The sequence below is a fragment of the Pseudomonas sp. PvP027 genome (assembly GCF_017833005.1).
GTDB lineage: Bacteria > Pseudomonadota > Gammaproteobacteria > Pseudomonadales > Pseudomonadaceae > Aquipseudomonas > Aquipseudomonas congelans.
In genome coordinates, this window is sequence record NZ_JAFIBK010000001.1 from 867700 (window position 1) to 892262 (window position 24563).

Consider the following 24563-nt stretch of genomic DNA (forward strand, 5'->3'; position numbering starts at 1 on the left):
AGTTACTTCCTCTATATCTTGATCAAAATTAACGAAGGCGCAGCATGCGCTCGACTTTTGCCACGTCAGACGGATGCAGCAAGCTGCTACCGCGCAATTGACGCTTACGCTTTGTCGACATTTTGGTCAGGATGTGGCTCTTGAAAGCGTGCTTGTGCTTGATGCCGTTGGCGGTTTTCAAAAACCGCTTAGCTGCACCACTTTTAGTCTTCATCTTTGGCATGTTCGGATACTCCGCATTCAGTTGATAAATATAACCGCAAGGCCTGCCGTGCCCTGGTGGTTATTTCTTCTTTTTCGGGGCGATGACCATGATCAGCTGGCGTCCTTCCATCTTAGGATGCTGTTCGACGGAACCGTATTCGAGCAGGTCACCTTCAACCCGCTTCAACAGCTCCATACCCAGCTCCTGGTGGGCCATCTCACGACCGCGGAATCTCAACGATACCTTGGCCCTGTCCCCGTCACTCAGGAAACGTACCAGGTTGCGTAGTTTTACCTGGTAATCCCCTTCCTCCGTCCCTGGACGAAACTTGATTTCTTTAACCTGGATCTGCTTCTGGTTTTTCTTCGCTGCAGCAACCTGCTTCTTCTTCTCGAAGATCGATTTGCCGTAATCCATCACACGGCAGACCGGAGGGACTGCGTCGGCAGAAATCTCTACCAGATCCAGCTTAGCCTCTTCGGCAATACGAAGCGCTTCATCAATCGAGACGATGCCAATCTGCTCGCCGTCAGCGCCAATTAAACGAACCTCGCGGGCCGAGATATTTTCATTGATCGGGGCCTTGGGTGCAGCTCGTTTATCTTGTCTCATTTCACGCTTAATAATAATTACTCCGTATCTTGGCGACCACGCCGGGAAACCGCTTGTGCGAGGAATTCAGCGAATTGGGCGACCGGCATCGAGCCAAGGTCAGCGCCTTCACGTGTACGCACAGCGACAGTTTGCATTTCAACCTCCCGATCTCCAATCACGAGGAGATAAGGAACCTTGAGCAAAGTATGCTCGCGGATTTTAAAGCCGATCTTTTCATTTCTCAAGTCGGACTTGGCACGAAACCCGCTTTCGGCCAGAGTTTTTTCCACTTCGAGGGCAAAATCGGCCTGTTTGTCAGTGATATTCATGATCACTGCCTGAGTAGGCGCAAGCCATGCAGGGAACGCCCCCTCGTAATGCTCGATCAGAATTCCGATGAAACGCTCGAAGGACCCAAGAATTGCGCGGTGCAACATGACCGGATTCTTGCGGCTGTTGTCTTCGGAAACGTATTCGGCACTCAGGCGGATCGGCAGATTGAAGTCCAGCTGCAAGGTGCCACACTGCCATACGCGACCGAGACAATCCTTGAGGGAGAACTCGATTTTCGGGCCGTAGAACGCGCCTTCACCCGGCTGCAGATCATAAGGCAGACCTGCGCTATCGAGTGCAGAAGCCAGCGCCGATTCGGCACGATCCCAAAGCTCGTCGGAGCCTACACGCTTTTCAGGGCGAGTGGACAATTTGAGTTCGATATCCTTGAAGCCGAAATCGGCGTAGACATCCAGCGTCAGCTTGATAAACGCGGCGGACTCGGCCTGCATCTGGTCTTCGGTACAGAAGATGTGCGCATCGTCCTGAGTGAAGCCACGTACGCGCATGATGCCGTGCAAGGCGCCCGACGGCTCGTTACGGTGACAGGCACCGAACTCGGCCAGACGCATCGGCAGCTCGCGGTAGCTCTTCAGGCCCTGATTGAACACCTGCACGTGGCAAGGGCAGTTCATCGGCTTGATCGCGTAGTCGCGACTTTCGGACTCGGTGGTGAACATGTTGTCGGCGTAGTTGGCCCAGTGCCCGGATTTTTCCCAGAGCGAGCGATCGACTACTTGCGGAGTCTTGATCTCGAGGTAGCCGTTTTCACGCTGCACTTTGCGCATGTACTGCTCGAGCACCTGGTACAGGGTCCAGCCCTGCGGGTGCCAAAAGACCATGCCAGGCGCTTCTTCCTGAGTATGGAACAGGCCAAGACGCTTGCCGATCTTGCGATGGTCGCGTTTTTCGGCTTCTTCGATGCGCTGAATGTAGGCTGCCAGCTGCTTCTTGTCAGCCCAGGCGGTGCCGTAGACGCGCTGCAGTTGCTCGTTTTTGGCATCGCCACGCCAGTAGGCGCCAGACAGCTTGGTCAGCTTGAATGATTTGAGGAAGCGCGTGTTCGGCACGTGCGGACCGCGGCACATGTCGACGTATTCTTCGTGGTAATACAGGCCCATGGCCTGCTCATTCGGCATGTCTTCGACCAGACGCAGCTTGTAATCTTCGTGACGGGCGGTGAACACCTCGATCACTTCAGCGCGCGGGGTGACTTCCTTGATGACGTCGTAATCTTTTTCGATCAACTGCTGCATGCGCTGCTCGATCGCCGCCATATCGTCAGGCGTGAACGGGCGCTCGTAGGCGATATCGTAATAGAAGCCGTCGTCGATCACCGGGCCGATGACCATTTTTGCAGTCGGATACAACTGCTTGACCGCGTGCCCTACCAGGTGCGCGCAGGAGTGACGGATGATTTCCAGTCCTTCCTGATCCTTGGGGGTGATGATCTGCAGGCTGGCATCGTTTTCGATCAGGTCGCAGGCGTCGACAAGCTTGCCGTCGACCTTGCCGGCGACGGTGGCCTTGGCCAGACCGGTACCGATTGAAAGCGCGACATCGGCTACGGAAACCGCATGATCGAATGAACGTTGACTGCCGTCGGGAAGAGTAATAGTTGGCATGGCGCCTCCTCTCCTAGTGGTGACCCCTACCAAAGGTCACGTGGGTTGGGATGAGCCAGTACGTGATCCGGTGGTATACCTGCCTCACAGTGGCAGGAGCCTTGGGGCCAACCTTGAACCGGACCAGATGACTGGAATGTACGAAAAAACCTGCCTGCGCTGCACCGAGAGCCATTGGCCATGGGGCGCTTGAAAATAACAGGACGCGCATCCTAACACAGCCAGACCGGCCGGGATGCACATCCACGTAAATGAAGTGGAATTAGCATGCTGCCTGAACTGGCACGCTTCACGGGCGTCAGAAACCCTCGAGACCCCACACGTTTTTTCCAGCAATAAGGAGAACACCATGAAGTTTTCACGCCTGACCAGCCTCCTCGTGTGCAGCGCCGCCCTTATCCCTCTGGGCGCTCACGCCGCGATGGACGGAGCGACACACAACACCTTCACCCAGGAATGCGTTGCTGCGGCCAAGAAACAGGGGCTGGATGACAAGACCGCAACGAGTCACTGCGAATGCGGTGCAAAACAGGTGAACAGTCATTTCACCGACAAGGAAATAGCCTCGCTCAAGGACACCAAGACAGCGCCACCTGCCGCATTGACGGCAAAACTGCAAAAACTGGTCGCAGAAAACTGCACAGCGACAAAATAATCATTTTTTTCAGCCGGGGTAAAACGCGCGCGCCGAGCAATGGTAGCAGTTGGCCCCGGCTCTTCTGAAAGCCAGTGAAATCATGGCTTTAAGCGCTATTGATACAGCACATGCAGTACAGGGTTTGGCACCCCGGAAGGCGGTTTGCAGAGTATGGTGAACCGCATATACGGGACCTTTACGCAAAGCGCCCACCTTAATAGCTGTTTTTTTGCCCATTTCGACTATGATAGCCCGGTGTGCCCAGTTGGCCTGAGCAGCACGTTACTGAAAATTATGTTTCTGGAGATACACCATGTCTAATCGCCAAACCGGCACCGTAAAATGGTTCAACGATGAAAAAGGCTTCGGCTTTATCACTCCACAAGGTGGCGGTGACGACCTGTTCGTACACTTCAAAGCAATCCAGAGCGACGGTTTCAAAAGCCTGAAAGAAGGCCAGACCGTTACTTTTGTTGCTGCTAAAGGCCAGAAAGGCATGCAAGCAGAAGAAGTTCAGGTGGCCTGATTCGCCTGACACAAAAAAAACCCCGTCACTGACGGGGTTTTTTTATGCGCAAAAGAAAGTACCGGCTCAACCGCAATTGATACGGGTCACCTTCCCCGAAGCGTCAGTATTGACGTTTACCCGCTCGGATCGGTACTCCAGCGTGACCATGTCGTCAGGACCGAGAATGCGCGCGTCCTGCGAACCGGAACGGGCGCGGACTTGAGAAAGGAGGTCTATGGACGCCTGCTTGCCAATGGCGAACTGGGCGAGCCCCGCATCACAGCGGCCTGGTATCGCGTTGCTGGCTGGCGCGTCGGCTTTGACGGGCGCTTCGGCGCTGGCATTGCTATCAGATGCGGTACTGCTGCAGCCTGCCACCAATGAAGCCACGACCATAAAACCCAATGTTGCGAATTTCCGGGGCATACACCCTCCTCTGCCAATGAACATTTCCAGACCTGTCCGACCGCGCTAAGGCGCGTTGGTTGCACGATCCGACCGACACGCCGTGTGTAACCTGTTGATCTGCCTGGAACGGAAGTCTGCCTTGGCCTGGCACAGGGCGCGTGGGGAAATCGTCACAAAACATTTATCGCCAGCGCTCATTGAACCGGGCTATCAGGATCATGTGTAAGTAGAAGTGTCAAAATGCGCGCGGGATGGTTTACTGCCAGAGACACAAGCGCCGGGACGCGAGCAGCGTGTACGTGGCCCTTCACTGGAGATCAGACAGACATGACAGCCATAACCCTAGACGCCGACATCAAGGCCAAGTGGCCTCAGGGCCACTGCTCGCACAGCCCCGGGAATCCGGAAGAGCTGATGATCATCGCAGTCGACCTGCTGATCAAGGAACTGGGCACCGAGGGTGCCCGTTCCTTCATCAGCCAGGTGCTGAGCCGCTATGCGGCGGCAGGACTGCCCGCCTGATAAGCGACTTCAGAATGCGTGACTACTTGAGACGCGCCAGTCGCTCGGTCAGCAGATCGAAGAAACCCTGAGCGTCGCCGTTCTCGACCCAGAATACGTTCTGCGGCTGCTTGAGCGTGCCGTACCAGTCGGCCACTGTCTGACCGAAACCGATGCCCTCACGGGTGTCCACTGCCACGTTGATCTGCCGTCCGGAAAACAACTCGGGCTTGAGCAGCCAGGCAATCACGCTGGCGTCGTGTACCGGTCCGCCGGGCAAACCGTAATGCTCCATGTCCAGTTTGACGTATTCATTGAGAATGCCGTCGACCAGCTTGCCAGCATTGTTGCCCAGTGCAGCGATCTGCTTGAGGCGCTGTTCGCTGGTGAGAATCTTGTGGGTCACATCCAGCGGCACATACGTCAGCTTCACGCCACTGGCCAGAACGATCTGCGCGGCGTGCGGGTCGGCGAACAGATTGAATTCGGCAACCGGGGTGATATTACCGCCGTTGAAATGCGCGCCCCCCATAACCACCACTTCCTTGATGCCCTGAGTGATTTCCGGAGCCTGCACCAGCGCCAGTGCCAGGTTGGTCTGCGGGCCGAGCATGGCGATGGTGATGCTGTGCGGCTTGGCCTTGCTCAGGGTGCGAATCAGGTAATCGACGGCATTGCCTTCGGCCAGCCCTTTGGCGGGCTCGTGCACGGGCACACCCGGCAGGCCTTCCTGACCATGAACGTTCTCGGCATAGATCGGTGTACGTACCAACGGCTTGGGCGCACCGGCATATACAGGCACCTCTTCGCGCCCGGCCCATTCCCGCGCCAGCCTGGCGTTGCGCGACGTCTTGTCGAGCCGCACATTGCCGGCCACCGTGGTGATAGCCATCACATTCAGCTCTTGAGGTGACGCCAGCGCCAGCAACAGCGCGACGACATCGTCCGCACCTGGATCGGTATCGATGATCAGATCGCGCTTTTCAGCCGCCTGCACAGCAGCAGTACCGAGAATGGACAAGAGCAACGCTCCACGAATGAACTGTCTGGAAAACTGTATCAATGTCATATGAAACTCCCTTTCTTGAATAACTAGGCTTTTTGCGAAAAGTCGGCGAGCGAAGGTCAGGCAAGGCAAAAACAGGCGAGGAAGCGGAGTCTACGTGTTGTAAATGAGCATTCCGATTGGACTCGCATCCGAGCCTGTTTTTAACGCAGCATCACCGAGCGCAGCCACTTTTTGCACATAGCCTAGAAGACGACTCCGGACACCAGCGCCACATTACTGTACGGCTGACATTCTCCGGTACGAATGATTGCCTTGGCCTTGCGACTCAAGACCTTGAGGTCTTCATGGCTTATCCAGCGCTGCTGCCCCAATTGGTCGTCGAGATTCAGGCTTTCGATCACCTGCAACGCAGGCGGCTTGACCTCGGCCATCTCGTTGGCCAACACATGGCTTTCAACCTGCATTTCACTCAGCACGACATCCAGCACACTGATGAAATCCGGCACACCACGGGTCAACGCGAGGTCGATCAGTTCGACGCCTGCCGGTACTGGCATCCCGGCGTCGACGATCATCAGGATGTCGCCGTGGCCCAGCGATGCGATCACGCGGGACAGGGCGATATTGAGTAACGGGGTCTTTTTCATAGCGAATTGAATTCCTGTACTTCCTCGAACGTCGGGATGGACGGCTGGGCACCCGCTCGGGTAACGGAGATGGCCGCCGCTGCCTGACCGAAACGAATTGCCTGCAATTCGTCCTGGCCTGCGGACAGCGCCGCCGCAAAACCGCCGACAAAGGTATCACCTGCAGCGGTGGTGTCCACGGCCTGCACTCGACGCGCTGGAATATGCTCGACGCCAGACGCATTGGCAAACAGGGTTCCGCGCTCGCCGAGAGTAATGATCACGTTGCGCGCGCCGGCCGCCAGCATGGCCGATGCAGCGTTTTCAGCGGCTGCCGGTGAGTCGACGTTCACACCGGTCAGGGTCTGTGCTTCGCTTTCGTTCGGAATCAGGTAGTCGATCAGGGCATACCAGTTTGCCGGAAGAGGCTCGCTGGCCGGGGCAGGATTGAGAATGACGGTCTTGCCCAGCGCACGCGCGCGCGCCAGGGTGTGGAAAACGGTCTCGGTCGGCACTTCGAGCTGGCAGATGACGATTTGCGAATCCGCCAGCAACGTGTCGAAGCGCTCGATCAATGCCGGACTGAGCCGACCATTGCCACCTGCCACAATGACAATGGCGTTCTGGCTGTTGGCGTCGACCACGATCGAGGCGATCCCGGTGGACACTCCATCAACGACGGTGACCGCCTGACAATCGATATGCTCGGCCAGCAGCGCTGCACGCAGTTGCTCGCCATAGGCATCGGCTCCGACACAACCGATCATCGCCACGCTGGCGCCCAGCCGTGCCGCAGCGACTGCCTGATTGGCGCCTTTGCCGCCCGGCACGGTGTCAAATGTTTCCCCGCTCAAGGTCTCGCCGGGACGCGGCAGACGCTGGGCGCGGATGACCAGATCCATGTTCAGACTGCCGACTATCACTATTTTTGCTTGCATGGCTCATTAATCCGTTGCTGTACGTGCGCATCATTCGTTAGACAAAGTGTTTGGCACTGCCGTGGACTCGCGCACCACGACGCAGGGCGTCACGAGCCTTTTTTCGACAGGAACCGCATGAGGTGTGGCGATTCTGCTCAGCAGCATTTCTGCAGCGGTTTCGCCCAATTGCATGATCGACTGCCCCACGGTGGTCAGCGCCGGATAGACATAGCGACTCATCTGGATATCATCGAATCCGATCACCGACAGGTCCTGAGGCACGCGAATCAAGCGCTCGGCGGCGGCGCGCAGCACACCGATGGCAATGACGTCGTTGCCGGCAAAGATCGCGGTCGGCGGGTGCGCTGCCAGAAGCTGACAGGCTGCCTCATGACCGGCAGAGCTGGTGAACTCACTGTGCAGCGCCCATTCGGCCCGGACCTGAACAGACGCCTGCTGCAGGGCACGCCGGTAACCCGCCAGGCGCATCTCGGCCACTGTGCTGTGGAATGGCCCGCCAATGCAGGCAATGGAGCGATGCCCTAGATCCAGCAAATGCCGAGTCGCCAGATAAGCGCCCTGCTCATGGTCGATACGGACCATGTCGGCATCGATGCCGTCCAGTTCCCGGTCAACGATCACCAGCGGCGTACGTACCTCGGCAAGACCGCCTGCAACACCGGCATCGCCACCCACCGAAGAGACAATCAGGCCGTCTACGCGTTTTTCCAGCAACACGCGCAGATAGCCGCGCTGCTTCTCCGGATTGTCATCGGAGTTGCAGAGGATCACGCAAAAGCCATTGCGCTCGCAGTAATCCTCGATGCCCCGCGCCAACTCGGCGAAATACGGGTTCATGCCGTTGGGAATCAACAGACCGATGGTCGAGGTGGTCTTGGCCTTCAGCGAGCGCGCCACTGCACTGGGCACATAATCGAGCTGTGCAATGGCCGCTTCGACCTTGAGCCTGACCGGCTCGCTCACTGGCCGGGTCTTGTTCAACACGTGGGAAACCGTGGTGTACGAGATCCCCGCCAGGGCCGCGACATCCTTGATGGTTGCCATATCAGCCCTGGCGCCGAGCCCGATGGCTGCGATAGGTGTCGAGTACCACCGCGATCACGATCACCGCACCGGTGATGATCCGCTTGGTCGGCTCGGTCGCACCGATCTGCGCCAGGCCTGCGGCCAGCACGGAAATGATCAGCACACCGAAAAAGGTGCTGATGATCGAACCACGTCCGCCCATCAGGCTGGTACCACCAATCACCACTGCTGCAATGACCTGCAGCTCAAGCCCGGCACCGGCATTCGGATCGGCCGCTTCCAGCCTGGATATCTGGAACAGTGCCGCGACACCGGCCAGCAGCCCCATCAGCGAGAACACCAGAATCTTGTAAGGCTTGGGATTGATACCTGCCAGACGCACGGCCTCTTCATTGGTGCCGATGCCGATCAGATAGCGACCGAAAACGGTCCGGGTCAGTACCGCCTGAGCAACGAAGATGATCAGCAGCGCAATGATGAAAGACGGCGCAATGCCAAAGGCAATCGGATCGGACAACCAGGAGAACGAGTCACCGATGTAGGCAGTACGCGAATTGGTCATCTGATAAGCCGCGCCACGGGCCATTTCCAGCACGCCCAGGGACACGATGAAGGAAGGGATGCGCCAGGCAACCGTAATCGAACCGGTGATCGTACCTGCCAGCGTCGCACAGGCGATGCCCAGCAACGCAGCCGGAAACACACTCCAGCCCCAGCCGAGGGTTGCCACACTGACCGCCGAAGCGGCCAGGGCCAGCACCGAGCCTACCGAGAGGTCAATGCCACCGATGATGAGGATCAGCGTCATGCCGACCGACAGCACCATAAGGTCCGGGATCTGGTTGGCGAGCATGCTGAAGGTCTGGTAGGACAGGAAGTGATCGCTGAGCAGCGAGAACAGCACGATCATCACCAGCAACGCACCGGCCAGCCCGATGTAGGTACCGAGACCAAAGTAAGTGCCGCCGCGACGGACCGGTACGGTCAACGTCGGAGAAGGAGTATTTTTCATGAGTCGTTCCTGGGCGCCGCATCATTGAGCAGCGCGTCACGTTTCTGATAACCGGCGAAGGCCGCGGCCAGCAATTGGTCCTGGGTCCAGCTGTCGCGCTCGAACGTGTCGATCAGGCGACCGGCAGACAGCACGCCGATACGATCACAGATCAGCATCAGCTCGCGCAGATCACTGGAAACCACCACCAGCGCCCTGCCCTGACGGGTCAATTCGGCCAGCAGCGCGTAGATATCGAACTTGGCACCGATGTCGATGCCCCGTGTCGGCTCGTCGAACAGCATCACGGTGCAGTCACGTTCCAGCCAGCGACCGATTACCACCTTCTGCTGATTGCCCCCCGACAGCTCGGAGACCAGTTGACCCGGGCTGGAGCTGCGAATGCGCATGGCCGCCACCTGGCGTTGCGCCAGTTTCAGCTCGTCGTCGCTGTTGACCACGCCTGCGCTGGAGATCGAATGCATGTTGCCCAGCGCAATGTTGGCGCTGATCGATTGCGACATCAGCAGGCCCTCGCTCTTTCGATCCTCCGTGATCAGAGCGATACCCTGCTCCACCGCGTCGGATGGCGAGCGAATGCTGACCTTCTGCAGCGGCCTGCCGACTTCGATGTCACCGCTGTCGGCAACATCTGCGCCATAGATCAGCCGCAACAACTCGGTACGTCCGGCACCGATCAGCCCGGAAATACCGAAGATTTCACCTCGACGCACGTCGAACGACACATCCTGAACCTTGCCGGCACGACTGAGGCCCTTGACTGACAGCGCCACCTCGCCAATCTGCCGGGCGCCCATGTCGATGTGCTCGCCAAGCTCACGGCCGACCATCAAGGTCACCAGTTGCTCACTGTTGTATCGGGAAATCGGCTCGACACACACCAGCTTGCCATCGCGCAGTACGGCGATGCGCTGAGACACCCTGGCAAGCTCTTCAAGCCGATGGGATATGTAGATGATCGAGACGCCGCGCGCCTGCAGCCGGGTGATCTGCTCGAAGAGCATTTCCACTTCGCGCGAAGTGAGCATGGCAGTGGGTTCGTCGAGAATCAGCACGTGACAGTCGCCGATCAGGTTTCGCGCAATCTCGACCATCTGTTGATGACCGATCCCCAATTCGCCAACCAGCGTGTCAGGATCAATGGCGTCCAGCCCCACTTGAGCCATGGCCTCGATCGCGTTTTCGCGCAAGCGCTTGCGGTCGATCCAGCCGGCCCTGCGAGGCAGGTCATGAAGAAACAGGTTTTCGGCCACGGTCAGGGTCGGCAGCAGGTTGAGCTCCTGCATAACCATGCGAATGCCGAGCTTTTCGGCCTGGGTACGACTTGCAGGCTGATAAGGCTGGCCCTGGAATTCCATATTTCCGGTGGTAGGCGTTACCAGCCCGCCGATGATTTTTGACAAGGTGCTTTTACCGGCACCGTTTTCCCCGGTCAGGGCCAGCACTTCACCACGCATCAACGTCAGGTCGACGTCACCGAGTACTGGCTGTGCGTAGGTTTTGCCGATGCCACTGACCGAAAGAACAGCTGTCTGAGCAGACGCTGACATACATTTCTCCCAGCGCCCGTCCTCTGCGGACGGGCACCTTTACACGGCGTGGTTCAAGGTTGGGTAACGAGCTGTACCGGCGTTTCGATCACGCCTTTGTCGTTATTATCGACCTTCTCGCCCTTGACCAGCTTGAGAGCAGCTTCGATGCCGAAGACCGCCTGCTTGGCTGCGTACTGATCGGCTGTGGCCAGAACCCGGCCATCCTTGAGCATCGGCTTGATCGCATTGATGTTGTCGTAGCCCACGACCATGACCTTGCCAGCCTTGCCTGCGGCACGCACTGCGGAGACTGCGCCCAGCGCCATGCTGTCGTTACCGGCCAGCAATGCCTTCAGGTCAGGGTATTCATTGAGCATCGCCGAGGCCACCGCATTGCCCTTGTCGATTTCCCAGTTACCGGACTGCGTGGACACCACTTTCATTTTCGCTTCGTCCATGGCGTCCTTGAAACCGGCGGTGCGTTGCTGAGCGTTAGTGGTGGTCGACACACCTTCGATGATGCCCACCTGGTCGCCAGCGGTCAGTTTCTTGGCCAGATAGTCGCCTACCAGCTTGGCACCCTTGCGGTTGTCAGGTCCTACGAACGGGATTTGCAGCTGCTTGCTTTTGAGCACATCGACATCGAGCTGGTTGTCGATGTTGACGACCTTGATTCCGGCATCGGTAGCTTTCTTGAGCACCGGCACCAGCGCCTTGGAATCGGCTGGCGCGATCACCAGCGCACTCACGTTGGAGGCGATCATCTGCTCGACGATGCGGATTTGCGCCGATGTGTCGGACTCATCCTTGATCCCGTTGGAGATCAGGTCGAATTCGTTGGCGTGTTCTTTCTGGTAGGCCTTGGCACCGTCTTCCATGGTCAGGAAGAACTCGTTGGCCAACGACTTCATGACCAGTGCGACCTTGGGTTTTTCAGGCGTCTGGGCATAAGCGGCAGAGAGGGGCATGACTGCCGTGACGGCAGCAAACATGGCGACAGCGAGAAGGCGTCCAGCGAATGGCAGCTTCATGAGTTCATCTCCGATATTGTGATTATTGTTCGGGCGAACGGCGCAGAATCGATGCTGGGCATCGCCGCGCAAACGTTTGCGAGGAGCGAACTATGGAAAAAGCTGCAGGCTTTGTCAATCCACCGGAAATTAAATCTGCCCGTTCCCCCAGCGCGGGGAACGAGCATTACGATAAGGGGGGGTTCACTCTTCGGGTTTGACCGTCGCCACTTCATCGGCCTTGATGCGGATTGTCTTGCCGGAGATGTCCTCGAACTCGTAGAAGCCGTCGCGCGTTTTGGTCTTGGGCATGTCTTTGGTAACGTACTGAGTACCGTTTTGCAGCGTGACCACCGAGGGCGTGGAACAGCCTGCCAGCAGCACAACTGCCGAGGCCAATAACGGAAATGCCAGTGACTTGATATTCATGCGTGACTCCGTAAACGTCAGGTTGTTTTTTCAAGGCAATAGTGTGCCACTTGCAACGCTTAATCTTACATAGATGTTGCGAAAGATCCGACACTCAAATACTGTATGCCCGTACAGCAATATTCAGGAACCTTTTTCCGTGGCAAAACAAAGCGCAGCGACCCCCTCCACTCCAGGCCCTTACGAGCGCATGGGCATGCGGGTACAGAAGATCATCAACTCGCCCACCGCGCAGAAATCCAGGGCTGCCCTGCTCTTTCGTCAGCCGGACGAGGCAGAAGACGACTGGGCGCAACTGCTTGAAGAAATAGCCGAGAACGATAATGTCACCCTCGCCTGGCGCGACGACGGTGGCGTGCAAATATTCTGGACATTGCCGAAGGAAGATTGACGGCATGATGTTTCGATTTTCCAAACTGCTTTGCACCACCCTGCTCATCAGCGCCTCATTCGCCGCACAGGCCCAAGCCCCGCGCACCTTCAGTGAAGCCAAGAAAGTTGCCTGGGGCTTGTATGCGCCGCAGTCGACCGAGTTTTACTGCGGCTGCAAATACACTGGCAAGCGGGTCGATCTCGCTGGCTGCGGCTATGTACCGCGCAAGAGCGCCAAGCGCGCCAGCCGCATTGAGTGGGAACACATTGTGCCTGCCTGGCAGATCGGCCACCTGCGCCAATGCTGGCAGAACGGCGGGCGCAAGAACTGCACACGAACCGACGCGGTTTACAAACGCGCAGAGGCTGACCTGCACAATCTGGTGCCCAGCATCGGCGAGGTCAACGGTGACCGCAGCAACTTCAGTTTTGGCTGGATACCCGAGCAAAAGGGCCAGTACGGCTCCTGCCTGACCCAGGTGGATTTCAAGGCCAAAAAGGTCATGCCGCGCCCCTCGATACGCGGCATGATCGCGCGCACTTATTTCTACATGAGCAAACAGTACAACTTGCGCCTGTCGCGCCAGGACCGACAGCTTTATCAGGCCTGGGACAAAACCTATCCGCCCCAGGTCTGGGAGCGCCAGCGTAACCAGCAGGTCGCCTGTGTCATGGGGCGTGGTAATGATTTTGTAGGTCCTGTAGATCTGAAGGCGTGTAAATAAATCAGCGTTATTGAAGGCCGGGCACCCTCGCACGAGGGTCAGCCCGGCCATTTATCAACGCATTTGGGTGAAGCAAACGCCACTCATCGGACAACTGTTAACTCAATCCGAAATGATACTATTTTCGTTCTACGCTCTGAAAACAAGGGAATGATCGGGAAGAGCTTTGTCGTACGCACGCCGAAAATAGTCAGACTAATTATCACGTTCGCGGGCAGGGAAGATGGATCATCAAGCGGAATTTGAAATTCACTATCAGTTCAACGGCGAGCCTCGTTGCTTCCTGCACCATGCAAGACAGCTTTGCCAGAGCGACGCCCTGCACTGTGCAACGCTGCATGCAGGTGTCGGAACCGTAAGCGGTAATATATCTGCTGGCCCGATAAGCGTGGCAACCCTTCAGGCCAGTCGTTTCGGCGTGACGCAGGTGCATTGGAGACGGTCTTCGCTGCAAGCCTGAGGCATCGTTCTGTTCAACAAAACAATGGCCTTCGAAAAGGCCATTGTTCATATGCATTGTCAGACCACCGCAGATCAAATGGCAGGGTAATCGCCTGTGCCATCAGGCCACGGCGTCAGCAGCTCGAAACCGGTCGAGGTGACGGCAACCATATGCTCCCACTGCGCAGACAGTGAAAGGTCACTGGTCAGAACCGTCCAGCCATCCGGCAACGTCCGGGTGCCCGCCCTGCCCGCATTGATCATCGGCTCGATGGTAAAGACCATGCCAGGCTTCAGTCTGAGGCCTTTGCCCTGCGCACCGTAGTGCAGAACCTGCGGTTCTTCATGGTACTTGCGCCCGATGCCGTGTCCGCAATATTCACGCACCACGCTGAAGCCTTCGCGATGAGCGACGCTCTGGATGGCGTAACCGATGTCACCCAGGGTTGCCCCTGGGCGCACTGCGTGAATACCGGCGCGGGTTGCCTCATAGGTCGTCTCGACAAGACGCCTGGCCAGGGGGCTGACCTCACCGACCAGGTACATACGGCTGGTATCACCGTACCAGCCGTCCTTGATCACCGCGACGTCGATATTGACGATATCGCCTTCCTTGAGAATATCGGTAGCCGAAGGTATGCCATGGCACACCACTGCATTCGGAGAGATACAGGTGGTTTTGGTAAAACCGTGATAGCCCACATTCGCGGGAATCACTTTCAGCTCTTTGACGATGTATTCGTTGCAGATGTCGTCGAGCGCTTCGGTGCTGACGCCGGCCTTGACGTAAGGCTTGATCATCGCAAGTACATCGGCAGCCAGTCTGCCGGCTACACGCAAGTGCACGAGATCCTGTTCGGTCTTGATACCGATAGCGCTGCTCATGAGGCCGCCTTGGACAGGTTGGAAGCTGCAAGCTCGGAGACATTGAAGTTCGAAGCAGTGAGAACGGTCTCACCGGCATTTTCGAGACGGATCAGCATCTGGCAGATCTCGCTGTAATCCAGCGTCGGGTGCAGTTCAGCGAGCATACCGACACGCATCCAGTGCTCGGCCTGCGCATTGATGGAGCGGCTGAGCGCAACGCTGGCAGAGCGCAGATTGGCGTGCATGTTTTCGGAGATTTTTACCAGACCCATGATTCACCTCAAGTTGAATATATGAAGCATATACGTTACGTATACTCACAATCAACTCGAGACTTGCCGTGGTCGCGATCAGCCACGCTATTCCATGGCGCTGGCCTGGCGGTATTCACCGCTCGCGCGGGCGGCCGCGATGACTATCGACACCTCCGGTTCATAGGCATTGAACTGGCGCAGTGCGGCCGCCAGCCGGAGAAAATCCTCGCGTTGCATTTCATTTACTGCAGAGAGAGTGCGATGCTGCTGAGCAACCGGGCTTTGCGCTGACTTAAGGGACATGACAGACCTCATTCGTTCTTTACTGTTCATGCATACAGTATTTTGAACAGCGCGTTGATACAAGACCGGTCGCGACGAGTGGTCAGTGAATTTGCAAGTGGCTCAAAGACCCGCCAAGGCCTGCAGGCGCTCCAGGTCAGCCTGGGTAATGCTGATACCGTACGCCATTGATCGCGCGCGTTCGCTGTAACGCCGATCCCCCGGCAAACGCTCCTGCCCTGCCCCATGGAGCTGTCGTACCAATTCCTCGCTGCGCTGTGCAAACGACTGACCGCTGCCCTTGTCAGGATCGATGACGATCAGCAACTGACCGGTCCAGGGCGTCTGTGCTCCGGGATGCTTCGACCAGTCGAATTCGAACGAGAAATTGCCTCCTGTCAGCCCTGCGGCCAGCAGTTCGACCATCATCGACAGTGCCGAGCCTTTGTGCCCGCCGAAGGGCAGCAGCGCGCCACCCTCGAGAATGGCGCGAGGATCTTCGGTGGGCTGGCCGGCGCAATCGACACCCATGCCTGCTGGCAGCAGTCGCCCCTCACGGGCGGCGATCTGTACGTCACCGTGGGCGATGGCGCTGGTCGCCAGGTCGAAAACGATGGGCGCGCCGCCTGCACGGGGTGCAGCGAACGCAATCGGGTTGGTACCGAACAGGGGCTGACGCGCGCCATGCGGCACAACGCAGGTCATGCTGTTGACCATGCTCAGGGCCACCAGCCCCTGTTCGGCGAAAGGTTCGACATCCGGCCATAACGCAGCGAAGTGATGAGAGTTGCGGATGGCCAGAATCGCAATCCCGGCGCTGCGCGCCTTGTCGATCAACAGTGCTCTGGCCGCCGCCAGTGCAGGCTGGGCAAAGCCGCCCCCGGCGTCGGCCCGGACAAACGCAGCACCGACATCCTCGACCACTGGCACAGCCTTGCCGTCCACCCAGCCGCTGGCCAGCGATGAGAGATAGCCGGGGATGCGAAAGATGCCATGGCTATGCGAGCCATCACGCTGGGCGCTGGCGCAGTTCTCGGCAAGCACGTCGGCAACCTCCGCGCTGGTGCCACGAGCGACAAAGATTCGACGCAACAGCTCTGTCAGTTGCTCAAAGGAAACGGTCCGGGTCGGCTGGTCGGTAGGGTTGGCGCGCATCTGAAACTCCTGTTAATGGCAGTAGATCGAGGACGATAGCGAGAAACGACAAGGCGAAAGCAGGCCCCCGAGAGTAGCGCTGCGGATTCTGCAAAGACACTCCCGATGCGATAACTTCATTGCCTTGAGCTGACTGTCGCAGGGCAGATTTCAATGAGAGCAGCTTGCATTCACCAGAAAATACGCAGCACCTTGGTGGGTAATGGCCTGCAAATATTCTCTCTCCCTGAAATCCAAGGGTAGAATGCGCCGAAGGTATAGGCCGGAGCGCCCATGAGCGACCCTCTTTTCAGCAAGGCAGAACACGATGCGATCACCGATGCCGCTGCGCATTGGTGCATGCGCCTGCATGCCGAAGACTGTACCGCCGCAGAACGAAAGGCTTTCGAGCAATGGTTGAAGGCCCACCCCCTGCATATGGTCGAATACAACGCCATGCTCGAGGTCTGGGATATCACCGGGCAAATCGATCCGCTCAACCCGGCACCTATGCCCCAGGTCGAGGCTGCCCCGCACGATCTCGTTCGGCCTCGTCGCAGTCGCCGCCGGGTACAACTGGCCGCAGCGGCAGCGGTCGTTGCCCTGGCGCTGCCGGTTGCCGGATACGTCGGCTGGCATCAGGGCTGGCTGCCTGATGCTTACCAGACTTACAACGCCGATACCACCACACGGCTGGTCATGCTGGAGGATGGCAGCCGCGCCGAGCTGAATCTGGGTACCGAACTGACCTATGCCAATTACCGGGATCGACGCAGCGTCACCCTGAAAAAGGGCGAGGCATTCTTCGAGGTCAGCCACGACAGCACGCACCCCTTTGTAGTCGATGCCGGCGCAGGCAGCATCAAGGTCACAGGCACACGCTTCAATGTATGGATGTATCAGGATCAGGTGCGCGTGACGCTGGTCGAGGGTTCGGTTCAGGTCAACAGTGATCGTGCACATGCCTCTTCAAGCCACGCCCTGGCCCCCGGCATGCAGGCCAGTTACAAGGCGGGCGACGACGCTCCACTGATCAGCCAGACCGAAGCACGCGATACCAGCCTGGCGTGGCGCAATGGCAAGCTGATCTTCAATGATCTGCCGCTCAGCCAGGCACTGCCGCTGATCAATCGCTACCTGCAAACACCTATTCTGCTGGCGGACAGCGCAACCGGCGCCATGCGTCTGGGCGGCAGTTACAACACCCACGACCTGTCGAACCTGGTGGGCTCCCTGCCCAAGGTGTTGCCGGTGTATGTGACACAGAATCAGAACGGCAACCCGGTACTCAATCGCCGCCCCTCCGCCACACCGAAAGGCTGATCGCACTCGCGGTGTTGCTGATGCGCAGCCATTTCGGCTGCGCCTATCGTCAGAGCAATCCCACTCGCGCCCGACGATTGTTCATCTAACCTCAAGCGCACAACGCTGCAGCGAGTCTGTACGTATTGGGCCGCGTATTTTTTTCCGCTGATAACTGAGGTTTTGCCGGGCTCGTTCGTCTTAGTAATTGAGAGTGTTTAAAAAAGCCTGAAAAGGAGTTTACGGATGTTCAATCGCCAAGGAATCACGACTCGCACCCTGCTGCGGCAAACCGCACTGGCTGCGCAGGCACAGTCGCCCGCACTGGAGACCGAGCGCCCCGGAAACGAGCACATCCGGATGCTCCTGAAAAGCTTTGGCTTGCGCACCAGCCTGGTCAGGCTCAAGGTGCTCGATGCACTACTGGTCTCGAGCGAGGACGGCCATCCTCTGGGCGTGCGAGGTGTGCACAGCCAGTTGCTCAGGCTTGATGTACCGCTATCGTTTCTGAGTGTGCGCGAGGTCCTCAAGCGTCTGTGCGACGAGGGCGTGATTCATCTCAACGATGACAAGACCTACAGCCTGCATCCTCGCGCCCGGGAATGGCTGGGAGAAGTCGGCAAGGACAACGCCCGGTAAACCCGGCGCCGTTGTCGCACCGGTCAACAGCGCTTAGCGCTTGACCTTGCGACGCATGATCCCGTTGAGGATCACCACCAGCACCGCCACGCTGATGGCGATGTACTGAAAGGTCTTTTCGGTGATAGCACCGCTGTTTTGCAGATGCGACAAGCCCAGCATGATCGCCAGAACGCCGAGGGCGATCAGAATCGAGTAAATCAAACGCTGCTTGTTGGTCATAACGGTTTCCTGAATGCTCATGAGCGGGCAACTGACGCTGCCTGTTTGCGGGCATATCTTACGCCGATACGCAACGGATGGCATCGTCACCCGCCTCGCCTCACATCCCTGCCCGCCCTTTCCTGCACGTTCTATCAACGACGTTGATTATCGTCATGCCGCGATGAGCGTTGCCGTGTAAAACTCCCATGCTTTAATACCGCCCCTGCTTCAACAGTGTGTTCAATTATTACCAAGGAGTTTTACATGCCCCATGAAGGCAGCCTGCTGCAGGTCGCAGTGGTATTTCTGCTCGCCGCCGTGCTGACTGTGCCACTGGCCAAGCGGCTGAAGCTGGGCGCAGTGATCGGCTATTTGTTCGCCGGCGTGATCATCGGCCCATCGGTCCTGGGCCTGATCGGCGATACCGAGAGCGTCAGTCACATTTCCGAACTTGGCGTGGTGCTGCTGCTGTTCATCATCGGCCTGGAGCTTTCGCCCAAGCGTTTATGGGTCATGCGCAAATCCGTGTTTGGCGTCGGCATGGCGCAGGTGCTGCTCACCGGCCTGATCATCGGCGGGGTGGCCTTCTCTGCTTTCGGCCAGCCGCTGAACACTGCGGTCATTCTGGGCCTGGGCCTTGCCCTGTCCTCCACGGCCTTCGGCCTGCAAAGCCTGGCGGAACGCAAACAGCTGAACAGCCCGCACGGCAGGATGGCGTTCGCCATTCTGCTGTTTCAGGACATTGCGGCGATCCCGTTGATTGCCATGGTGCCGTTTCTGGCTGGGGCCGATCACGCGATGGACACCGGCGAAAGCATCAACCACGGCCTGCGCGTGCTGGGCAGCATTGCCATTGTGGTGATTGGTGGACGTTATTTGCTGCGCCCGGTGTTTCGTATCGTTGCCAAGACCAAAATCCAGGAAGTCTCGACCGCCACGGCCTTGCTGGTAGTGATAGGCACGGCGTGGCTGATGGAGCTGGTCGGAGTGTCCATGGCGCTGGGCGCGTTTCTCGCCGGCCTGCTGCTGGCCGACTCCGAGTACCGTCACGAACTGGAAGCGCAGATCGAACCGTTCAAGGGATTGCTGCTGGGATTGTTCTTTATCAGCGTCGGCATGGGCGCCAACGTCGGCCTGTTGCTCAGCTCGCCGTTGATCGTGCTGGGCCTGACGCTGTTGCTGATCGCAATCAAGCTGCCGATGCTGTTCCTGATCGGTCGCACCCTTGGCGAACTCAACAACCGCAGCGCGCTGCAGCTGGGTCTGGTACTGGCCGCAGGCGGCGAGTTTGCCTTTGTGGTGTTCAAGATCGGCAGCGCTCAGGGGCTGTTCGAGGCCGGGCTGTACGACATGCTGGTGTTGACCATCACGTTGTCGATGGCGATCACGCCGTTGCTGTTCATTGCCCTGGCGCGCTGGATCAAACCCAGGATCAAACCCGTCGAGGTGCCGGACGAATACCGCGATATCCAGACCGACAAACCACGGGTGGTCATCGCCGGCATGGGCCGTATGGGACAGATCGTCGCGCGTATCCTGCGCGCGCAGAAGATTCCTTTCATCGCCCTGGACACCGCCGTCGAGTCCATCGAGTTCTCGCGCAGCTTCGGCAATGTCCCGGTCTTCTATGGCGACCCGCTGCGCCCGGAAATACTGCGTGCCGCCAAAGTCGATGAGGCCGAATTCTTCGTCATCGCGACGGATGATCCCGACACCAACATCAAGACCGCCGAGCTGATCCGCAAGCTGTACCCACACATGAAGATCATTGCCCGCGCACGTAACCGCCAGCATGTTCATCGGTTGATGGACCTGGGCGCTCACGCGGTTCGCGAAACGTTCTACTCAAGCCTGGAAATGAGTCGCCAGACCCTCATGGGTCTGGGCCTCAGCGAAACACAGGCCGACGCGCGCATCAGTCGCTTCAAGCGTCACGACGAACAGGTGCTGGCCGCTCAGCATGAGGTGTATGACGACGACGCCAAGGTCCTGCAGACCGCCCGCGAAGCCAGGGCCGACCTGGCGCAACTGTTCGAAGCAGACCGTCTGGACGAAGAAGCCGCGAAAGGCTGACCTGCTCATGCGCCGCAGGCCTGGCTTGCGGCACGACTCAGGCGTAAGGGCTGTCCCAGTAGCGCGCGTACATGCCGAGTTTCTTCTTCACGCCGCGGGGCAAGCGCTTTTCCTGTCGGCTCAGCTTGTAGGCCAGTAGCTTCAGCGCATTACGCACGAACGACACAGGCCACCAGAGGATTCGCCGGGGACCGAGGAATTTCAGCTCGGACCTGACGTAACGCATGCCCTCGCCACCGATGCCGCCAAAGGTTTCGTAGATCCAGGCTTCACGGGCCTGGAACACGCCGATGTCAAAGTAACGGCGAAACTCTTCGCGCAGGCTGTAATTGTGGGAATGACGGCATACTGCCGAGCCTTCGTAAGCCGCTTTCCAGCCATCGATGAGCATTTTCGCGGTGACGTACATGTCTTCCGAAAGAATCACATGCCGCGGAAAACCGCCAATGGCCCGCAACGCTTCACCTCGATAGGCCGCAAACGAGTTGGACATGAATGGCGTCTTGATGCCCAGTGTGCCGGCGTCGGCGAGGGTCTTGATCTGTGAGGTCGGCGGGTAATTGAACAGCCGCGCATGCTGGGCCAGCAGGTTGGCGTCCCTGTGCGGCAACTGCCGCCCGCAAACGGCACCGACTTTCGGGTCGGCGAAGGGCAGCAGAATGTTGGCGATGGCATTGATGTCTTCAACGTACGCATCCTGGGTCATGAAGACATACACGTCGTAGTCGGGATGCAGATCGACCATCATCTGCCGGGTACCGCCGTGGTTGAAATCCTTACTGTCGATACGCAGCACATTGGCACATCGGGATCGCGCCAGCTCCAGCGTGCCATCCGAAGAACTGGAGTCCACGATCAGCGTATCGAAGCTCGCGGTCTGCGCAGCCAGTGAATCCAGCAGACGTTCCAGATCCTTGCGTCCGTTATAGGTCGGGATCACACAAGCCACTCTCAATGGCGCCATAACAATACTCCAGGGCGAAGTCCGGTTGCCCATTGTGTCAGCGTTGTTGAGAGTAGCTCATGCGTACCCGCCCCACCATTCGAATGCAATCAGCCCAACACTTCACTCAATGGGATGAAGTTGACCCAGTCGCCTTCAGCTACGGTAGAGCCTTCGCGGACCTCGATCAGACCATCGGCCCACGCAGCGCTGCGCAGTACCCCCGAACTCTGATTGCGGTACGCCACGGCCCGGCCCTGCTCAAGACGACCGCGCAGGTACTCGCGACGATTGCCCGGACGCGTCCAGACAAACCCGGCGGGCACCGGAAACTGCAAGGGTGCGACGTCTATCACGCCCTGGCGACGCAGCAGGTAAGCCCTGGCCAGCAAGGCGAAAGTGACCAGCGTGGAGGCCGGATTGCCAGGCAGACCGATCACCGGCACACCCCGAAAATGCCCGAAGGTCAGCGGCTTGCCAGGCTTGATGGCCAGCTTCCAGAGCGTCAGCTCGCCCTCTTCCCGCAATGCGTGGCCGAGGAAATCCGCTTCGCCCACGGACACTCCGCCCGTGGAAAGAATCAGATCGACACCCTGCAGATTCCCCAGCGCAGCGCGAGTCTTTTCCAGATCGTCCGGCAGGATGCCAGCATCCACGACCTCGCATTCGAGCCGCTTCAGCCAGCTGCACAGCAACACACGGTTGCTGTTATAGATCTGCCCCGGCCCCAACGGCTGACCGGGCTCGATCAGTTCATCGCCCGTGGACAGCACCGCGACCCGCACGCGGCGAATGACCTCCAGCTCGGCGAGGCCCAGCGAGGCCGCCAGCCCCAGCTCGATAGGACCCAGCCGCGTACCGGCAGCCAGCACGGTATCGCCGACCCGGGTTTCCTGACCTTGCGGACGAATATTCTGCCCGGCGCCCAGCGGTTCGTTGAACCGCACACGCTGATCCGCCAGGACCTCGGCGTTTTCCTGCATCTCGACGCAGTCAGCGCCTTCGGGCATCGGCGCGCCGGTGAAGATACGCGCACAGGTGCCAGGGGCCAGAGGCTCGGGGGCCTGACCGGCGAAGATACGCTGACTGACCGTCAACGGCTCGCCATGCCAGTCCGCCACGCGCAAGGCATAACCGTCCATGGCGCTGTTCGGCCAGGGCGGCAGATCCAGCGTGGAGACCAGATCCACTGCCAGCACCCGGCCTTCGGCGTCGGCCAGCGAGACCCTTTCGCGCTCGGTGACCGGCGTGGCCTCGGCCATCTTCAACAGACGCGCGATGGCGTCTTCAACCGGCAGCAGGGTTTTCGGCTCGTTGTTCATGAGCACTCAACCACGGGTCGCACAGGGCTCGGCCTGCTTGAGGTGAGGCACAAAGTTGCAGGGCCGGAAGCGCGAGTCCAGTTGCTGGGCAAGAATGCCGTCCCATGCCGTACGCACCGCATTGGTGGACCCTGGCAGGCAGCAGACCAGCGTGCCATTGGACAGGCCGGCCAGCGCGCGGGACTGAATGGTCGACGTGCCGATGTCCGGCACCGATATCTGCCGGAACAGCTCGCCGAAACCATCGACCTGCTTGTCCAGCAGGCAGGCCACGGCTTCAGGCGTGCTGTCGCGGCCGGTAAAGCCGGTGCCACCGGTGATCAGCACGACTTGCACCTGATCATCGGCAATCCAGGTCGCTACCTGAGCGCGGATCTTGTACAGGTCATCCTTGAGCAGCACGCGCTCGATCAGGCCGTGGCCTGCGTCGGTCAGGCGGTCGACGAACATCTGGCCCGAGGTATCGGTTTCACGAGTGCGGGTATCGCTGACGGTCAGCACGGCGATATTAAGGGGTACGAAAGGTGTGTCAGCCTTGGCTTTCATGGCCTCATCCAGTTGTTAAGAAAACAGGCGGGTGTTATATCACAGCACTCCTTTTGACTGCCCGACGAGTGTTTGATGAATGTTCCTGCCACACTGCCGCCCTGCTCGATTCTGCTGCTGGCCGGAGGCCGGGGGCAGCGCATGGGCGGGCGTGACAAGGGCCTGATCGAATGGCAGGGCACCGCGCTGATCGAACATCTGCACCGGCTGACCCGGCCGCTGACCGATGACCTGATCATTTCCTGCAATCGTAATATCGATCGCTATGCGCGTTACGCCGATCGCCTGGTGCAGGACGACGATACCGATTTCAACGGCCCGCTGGCCGGAATACGCGCCGCACTGCCCATCGCGCGGCATCGATGGTTGCTGATCCTGCCCTGCGACGCACCTTTGGTCGATGAAGCGTTACTGCAGGCACTGCGTGAAAAAGCGTCTGAATACCCGGAGCGACCGATAATGGTGCGTGAAGGCCAACACTGGCAGCCGCTTTTAGGTATTATCCCTGTCGCTCACGCCGCAACGCTGGAAGCCGCATGGCAGGCCGGCGAACGCAGCCCGAGACGGGCTCTGGAGCCGCTGCAACCCGTTGCTCTGCAACTGGAAGCTGGCGATTCACGCCTGGCCAACCTGAACACTCCCTGTCTGTTGACCGGGATCAGCGAAAACCGCAACAAGTGACTGGTCATTGAAGTTGCTGCGGGTGTATACGGAACTTGCTGACGGTGTATCCGTCTGAGAGTTCAGTAAATCAAGAATCCATCTGGAGACACAGTAATGAAACAACGGACCCTTCCCGCTGCCTTCCTGCTTGCATTGAGCATTGCCTCCCTCGCCGGCTGCGCATCGCCCACTGTGATCACCTTGAACGATGGTCGTGAAATCCAGTCTGTCGACACGCCAAAATACGATGAAGACTCGGGCTTCTACGAGTTCAAGCAACTCGACGGCAAGCAGACCCGCATTAACAAGGATCAGGTACGTACCGTCAAGGATCTGTAATCCGGGCGTCGCGCTACTGACTTGAAAAAACCCGCCGAGTGCGGGTTTTTTTTGCCTGTCA

The 24563-nt window shown here is 58.7% G+C and carries 31 protein-coding genes; 11 read left to right on the forward strand and 20 right to left on the reverse strand.

Translation table 11 applies throughout. From position 1 onward, the window contains the following. Window positions 1–28: 28 nt before the first annotated feature. The 3 genes from rpmI to thrS are packed head-to-tail and all read right to left on the reverse strand — an operon-like array spanning window position 29 to window position 2757. Window positions 29–223, reverse strand: coding sequence for a 50S ribosomal protein L35 (gene rpmI, locus JOE33_RS03345; RefSeq protein ID WP_002553160.1), 195 nt, complete (start codon window positions 221–223; stop codon window positions 29–31). Between the two features lie 60 nt (window positions 224–283). Continuing rightward, window positions 284–835, reverse strand: a complete 552-nt coding sequence (gene infC / locus JOE33_RS03350; protein ID WP_170846037.1) for a translation initiation factor IF-3 — start codon at window positions 833–835, stop codon at window positions 284–286. Beyond that, the gene (gene thrS / locus JOE33_RS03355; RefSeq protein WP_187625813.1) at window positions 835–2757 is read right to left on the reverse strand and encodes a threonine--tRNA ligase; all 1923 of its coding nucleotides are present in this window, start codon (window positions 2755–2757) and stop codon (window positions 835–837) included. The genes infC and thrS overlap by 1 nt, the downstream gene beginning before the upstream one ends. A gap of 349 nt (window positions 2758–3106) precedes the next feature. Here thrS and JOE33_RS03360 point away from each other — a divergent pair, with 349 nt between their 5' ends. Beyond that, window positions 3107–3412, forward strand: coding sequence for a hypothetical protein (locus tag JOE33_RS03360; protein WP_096124784.1), 306 nt, complete (start codon window positions 3107–3109; stop codon window positions 3410–3412). 295 nt (window positions 3413–3707) lie between these two features. Beyond that, window positions 3708–3920, forward strand: coding sequence for a cold-shock protein (locus tag JOE33_RS03365; protein WP_003315566.1), 213 nt, complete (start codon window positions 3708–3710; stop codon window positions 3918–3920). 66 nt (window positions 3921–3986) lie between these two features. Here the strand turns inward: JOE33_RS03365 and JOE33_RS03370 are convergent, their stop codons facing one another. Next, window positions 3987–4328 carry an I78 family peptidase inhibitor gene (locus JOE33_RS03370; protein ID WP_032614614.1) on the reverse strand — a complete coding sequence of 114 codons (342 nt, stop codon included), beginning with the start codon at window positions 4326–4328 and terminating at the stop codon, window positions 3987–3989. A 309-nt stretch (window positions 4329–4637) separates the two neighbouring features. On the opposite strand from JOE33_RS03370, the gene JOE33_RS03375 reads away from it, so the two are divergent. Then, window positions 4638–4832, forward strand: a complete 195-nt coding sequence (locus tag JOE33_RS03375; RefSeq protein WP_003315568.1) for a hypothetical protein — start codon at window positions 4638–4640, stop codon at window positions 4830–4832. A 22-nt stretch (window positions 4833–4854) separates the two neighbouring features. Here the strand turns inward: JOE33_RS03375 and JOE33_RS03380 are convergent, their stop codons facing one another. The 8 genes from JOE33_RS03380 to JOE33_RS03415 form a co-directional block, all read right to left on the reverse strand. Further along, window positions 4855–5880: a nucleoside hydrolase gene (locus tag JOE33_RS03380; protein ID WP_010433473.1), complete on the reverse strand. Its 1026-nt coding sequence runs from the start codon at window positions 5878–5880 to the stop codon at window positions 4855–4857. A gap of 182 nt (window positions 5881–6062) precedes the next feature. Beyond that, a complete protein-coding gene (gene rbsD, locus JOE33_RS03385) occupies window positions 6063–6467 on the reverse strand; it encodes a D-ribose pyranase (RefSeq protein ID WP_024639017.1) in 405 nt (134 codons plus the stop codon). Further along, on the reverse strand, window positions 6464–7384 hold the full coding sequence (rbsK, locus tag JOE33_RS03390; RefSeq protein ID WP_122528933.1) for a ribokinase: 921 nt from the start codon (window positions 7382–7384) through the stop codon (window positions 6464–6466). The genes rbsD and rbsK overlap by 4 nt, the downstream gene beginning before the upstream one ends. A gap of 30 nt (window positions 7385–7414) precedes the next feature. Further along, window positions 7415–8431, reverse strand: coding sequence for a substrate-binding domain-containing protein (locus JOE33_RS03395; protein WP_010433291.1), 1017 nt, complete (start codon window positions 8429–8431; stop codon window positions 7415–7417). Between the two features lies 1 nt (window position 8432). Beyond that, window positions 8433–9425 (reverse strand): ABC transporter permease, encoded by a 993-nt coding sequence (locus tag JOE33_RS03400; protein WP_010433294.1) that lies wholly within the window; start codon window positions 9423–9425, stop codon window positions 8433–8435. Then, the gene (locus tag JOE33_RS03405; RefSeq protein WP_096131388.1) at window positions 9422–10975 is read right to left on the reverse strand and encodes a sugar ABC transporter ATP-binding protein; all 1554 of its coding nucleotides are present in this window, start codon (window positions 10973–10975) and stop codon (window positions 9422–9424) included. Before JOE33_RS03405 ends, JOE33_RS03400 begins: the two co-directional genes overlap by 4 nt. Before the next feature lie 53 nt (window positions 10976–11028). Next, window positions 11029–11988: a sugar ABC transporter substrate-binding protein gene (locus tag JOE33_RS03410; protein ID WP_122693850.1), complete on the reverse strand. Its 960-nt coding sequence runs from the start codon at window positions 11986–11988 to the stop codon at window positions 11029–11031. A 183-nt stretch (window positions 11989–12171) separates the two neighbouring features. Next, entirely contained in the window at window positions 12172–12396 is a 225-nt protein-coding gene (locus JOE33_RS03415; RefSeq protein WP_010433300.1) for a YgdI/YgdR family lipoprotein, read from the reverse strand. 139 nt (window positions 12397–12535) lie between these two features. On the opposite strand from JOE33_RS03415, the gene JOE33_RS03420 reads away from it, so the two are divergent. The 3 genes from JOE33_RS03420 to JOE33_RS03430 all read left to right on the forward strand — a co-directional run bounded on the left by JOE33_RS03420 (window position 12536) and on the right by JOE33_RS03430 (window position 13953). After that, on the forward strand, window positions 12536–12787 hold the full coding sequence (locus JOE33_RS03420; RefSeq protein WP_003416220.1) for a DUF1654 domain-containing protein: 252 nt from the start codon (window positions 12536–12538) through the stop codon (window positions 12785–12787). Window positions 12788–12791: 4 nt separating this feature from the next. Then, complete coding sequence (locus JOE33_RS03425) at window positions 12792–13493, forward strand: endonuclease I family protein (RefSeq protein ID WP_032614603.1); 702 nt, start codon at window positions 12792–12794, stop codon at window positions 13491–13493. 223 nt (window positions 13494–13716) lie between these two features. Further along, entirely contained in the window at window positions 13717–13953 is a 237-nt protein-coding gene (locus JOE33_RS03430) for a DUF6555 family protein (protein ID WP_025990999.1), read from the forward strand. 74 nt (window positions 13954–14027) lie between these two features. On the opposite strand, the gene map is transcribed toward JOE33_RS03430, so the two are convergent. The 4 genes from map to JOE33_RS03450 all read right to left on the reverse strand — a co-directional run bounded on the left by map (window position 14028) and on the right by JOE33_RS03450 (window position 16492). Then, entirely contained in the window at window positions 14028–14819 is a 792-nt protein-coding gene (gene map / locus JOE33_RS03435; RefSeq protein ID WP_010433306.1) for a type I methionyl aminopeptidase, read from the reverse strand. After that, window positions 14816–15073: a ParD-like family protein gene (locus JOE33_RS03440; protein ID WP_032614602.1), complete on the reverse strand. Its 258-nt coding sequence runs from the start codon at window positions 15071–15073 to the stop codon at window positions 14816–14818. The genes map and JOE33_RS03440 overlap by 4 nt, the downstream gene beginning before the upstream one ends. Window positions 15074–15160: 87 nt before the next feature. Continuing rightward, window positions 15161–15358: a hypothetical protein gene (locus tag JOE33_RS03445; protein WP_096103502.1), complete on the reverse strand. Its 198-nt coding sequence runs from the start codon at window positions 15356–15358 to the stop codon at window positions 15161–15163. Window positions 15359–15460: 102 nt separating this feature from the next. Beyond that, on the reverse strand, window positions 15461–16492 hold the full coding sequence (locus tag JOE33_RS03450) for an Ldh family oxidoreductase (RefSeq protein ID WP_010433313.1): 1032 nt from the start codon (window positions 16490–16492) through the stop codon (window positions 15461–15463). A 273-nt stretch (window positions 16493–16765) separates the two neighbouring features. Between JOE33_RS03450 and JOE33_RS03455 the strand changes: the two genes are divergently transcribed. After that, complete coding sequence (locus JOE33_RS03455) at window positions 16766–17794, forward strand: FecR family protein (protein ID WP_187625814.1); 1029 nt, start codon at window positions 16766–16768, stop codon at window positions 17792–17794. A gap of 225 nt (window positions 17795–18019) precedes the next feature. Further along, the gene (locus JOE33_RS03460; RefSeq protein WP_010433319.1) at window positions 18020–18412 is read left to right on the forward strand and encodes a hypothetical protein; all 393 of its coding nucleotides are present in this window, start codon (window positions 18020–18022) and stop codon (window positions 18410–18412) included. 33 nt (window positions 18413–18445) lie between these two features. Here the strand turns inward: JOE33_RS03460 and JOE33_RS03465 are convergent, their stop codons facing one another. Continuing rightward, window positions 18446–18634, reverse strand: a complete 189-nt coding sequence (locus JOE33_RS03465; protein ID WP_003393013.1) for a hypothetical protein — start codon at window positions 18632–18634, stop codon at window positions 18446–18448. Between the two features lie 246 nt (window positions 18635–18880). Here JOE33_RS03465 and JOE33_RS03470 point away from each other — a divergent pair, with 246 nt between their 5' ends. Then, a complete protein-coding gene (locus JOE33_RS03470) occupies window positions 18881–20689 on the forward strand; it encodes a monovalent cation:proton antiporter-2 (CPA2) family protein (protein WP_010433322.1) in 1809 nt (602 codons plus the stop codon). Between the two features lie 37 nt (window positions 20690–20726). On the opposite strand, the gene JOE33_RS03475 is transcribed toward JOE33_RS03470, so the two are convergent. From JOE33_RS03475 to moaB, 3 genes are all read right to left on the reverse strand, one after another. Further along, window positions 20727–21653, reverse strand: coding sequence for a glycosyltransferase (locus JOE33_RS03475; protein WP_096125298.1), 927 nt, complete (start codon window positions 21651–21653; stop codon window positions 20727–20729). An 89-nt stretch (window positions 21654–21742) separates the two neighbouring features. Further along, on the reverse strand, window positions 21743–22954 hold the full coding sequence (gene glp, locus JOE33_RS03480; protein WP_122528929.1) for a gephyrin-like molybdotransferase Glp: 1212 nt from the start codon (window positions 22952–22954) through the stop codon (window positions 21743–21745). Window positions 22955–22960: 6 nt separating this feature from the next. Next, window positions 22961–23500 (reverse strand): molybdenum cofactor biosynthesis protein B, encoded by a 540-nt coding sequence (gene moaB / locus JOE33_RS03485; RefSeq protein ID WP_002553131.1) that lies wholly within the window; start codon window positions 23498–23500, stop codon window positions 22961–22963. Between the two features lie 75 nt (window positions 23501–23575). On the opposite strand from moaB, the gene mobA reads away from it, so the two are divergent. Beyond that, window positions 23576–24181 (forward strand): molybdenum cofactor guanylyltransferase MobA, encoded by a 606-nt coding sequence (gene mobA / locus JOE33_RS03490; RefSeq protein ID WP_096126064.1) that lies wholly within the window; start codon window positions 23576–23578, stop codon window positions 24179–24181. Between the two features lie 96 nt (window positions 24182–24277). After that, complete coding sequence (locus JOE33_RS03495; RefSeq protein ID WP_010433334.1) at window positions 24278–24502, forward strand: YgdI/YgdR family lipoprotein; 225 nt, start codon at window positions 24278–24280, stop codon at window positions 24500–24502. Window positions 24503–24563: the final 61 nt, after the last annotated feature.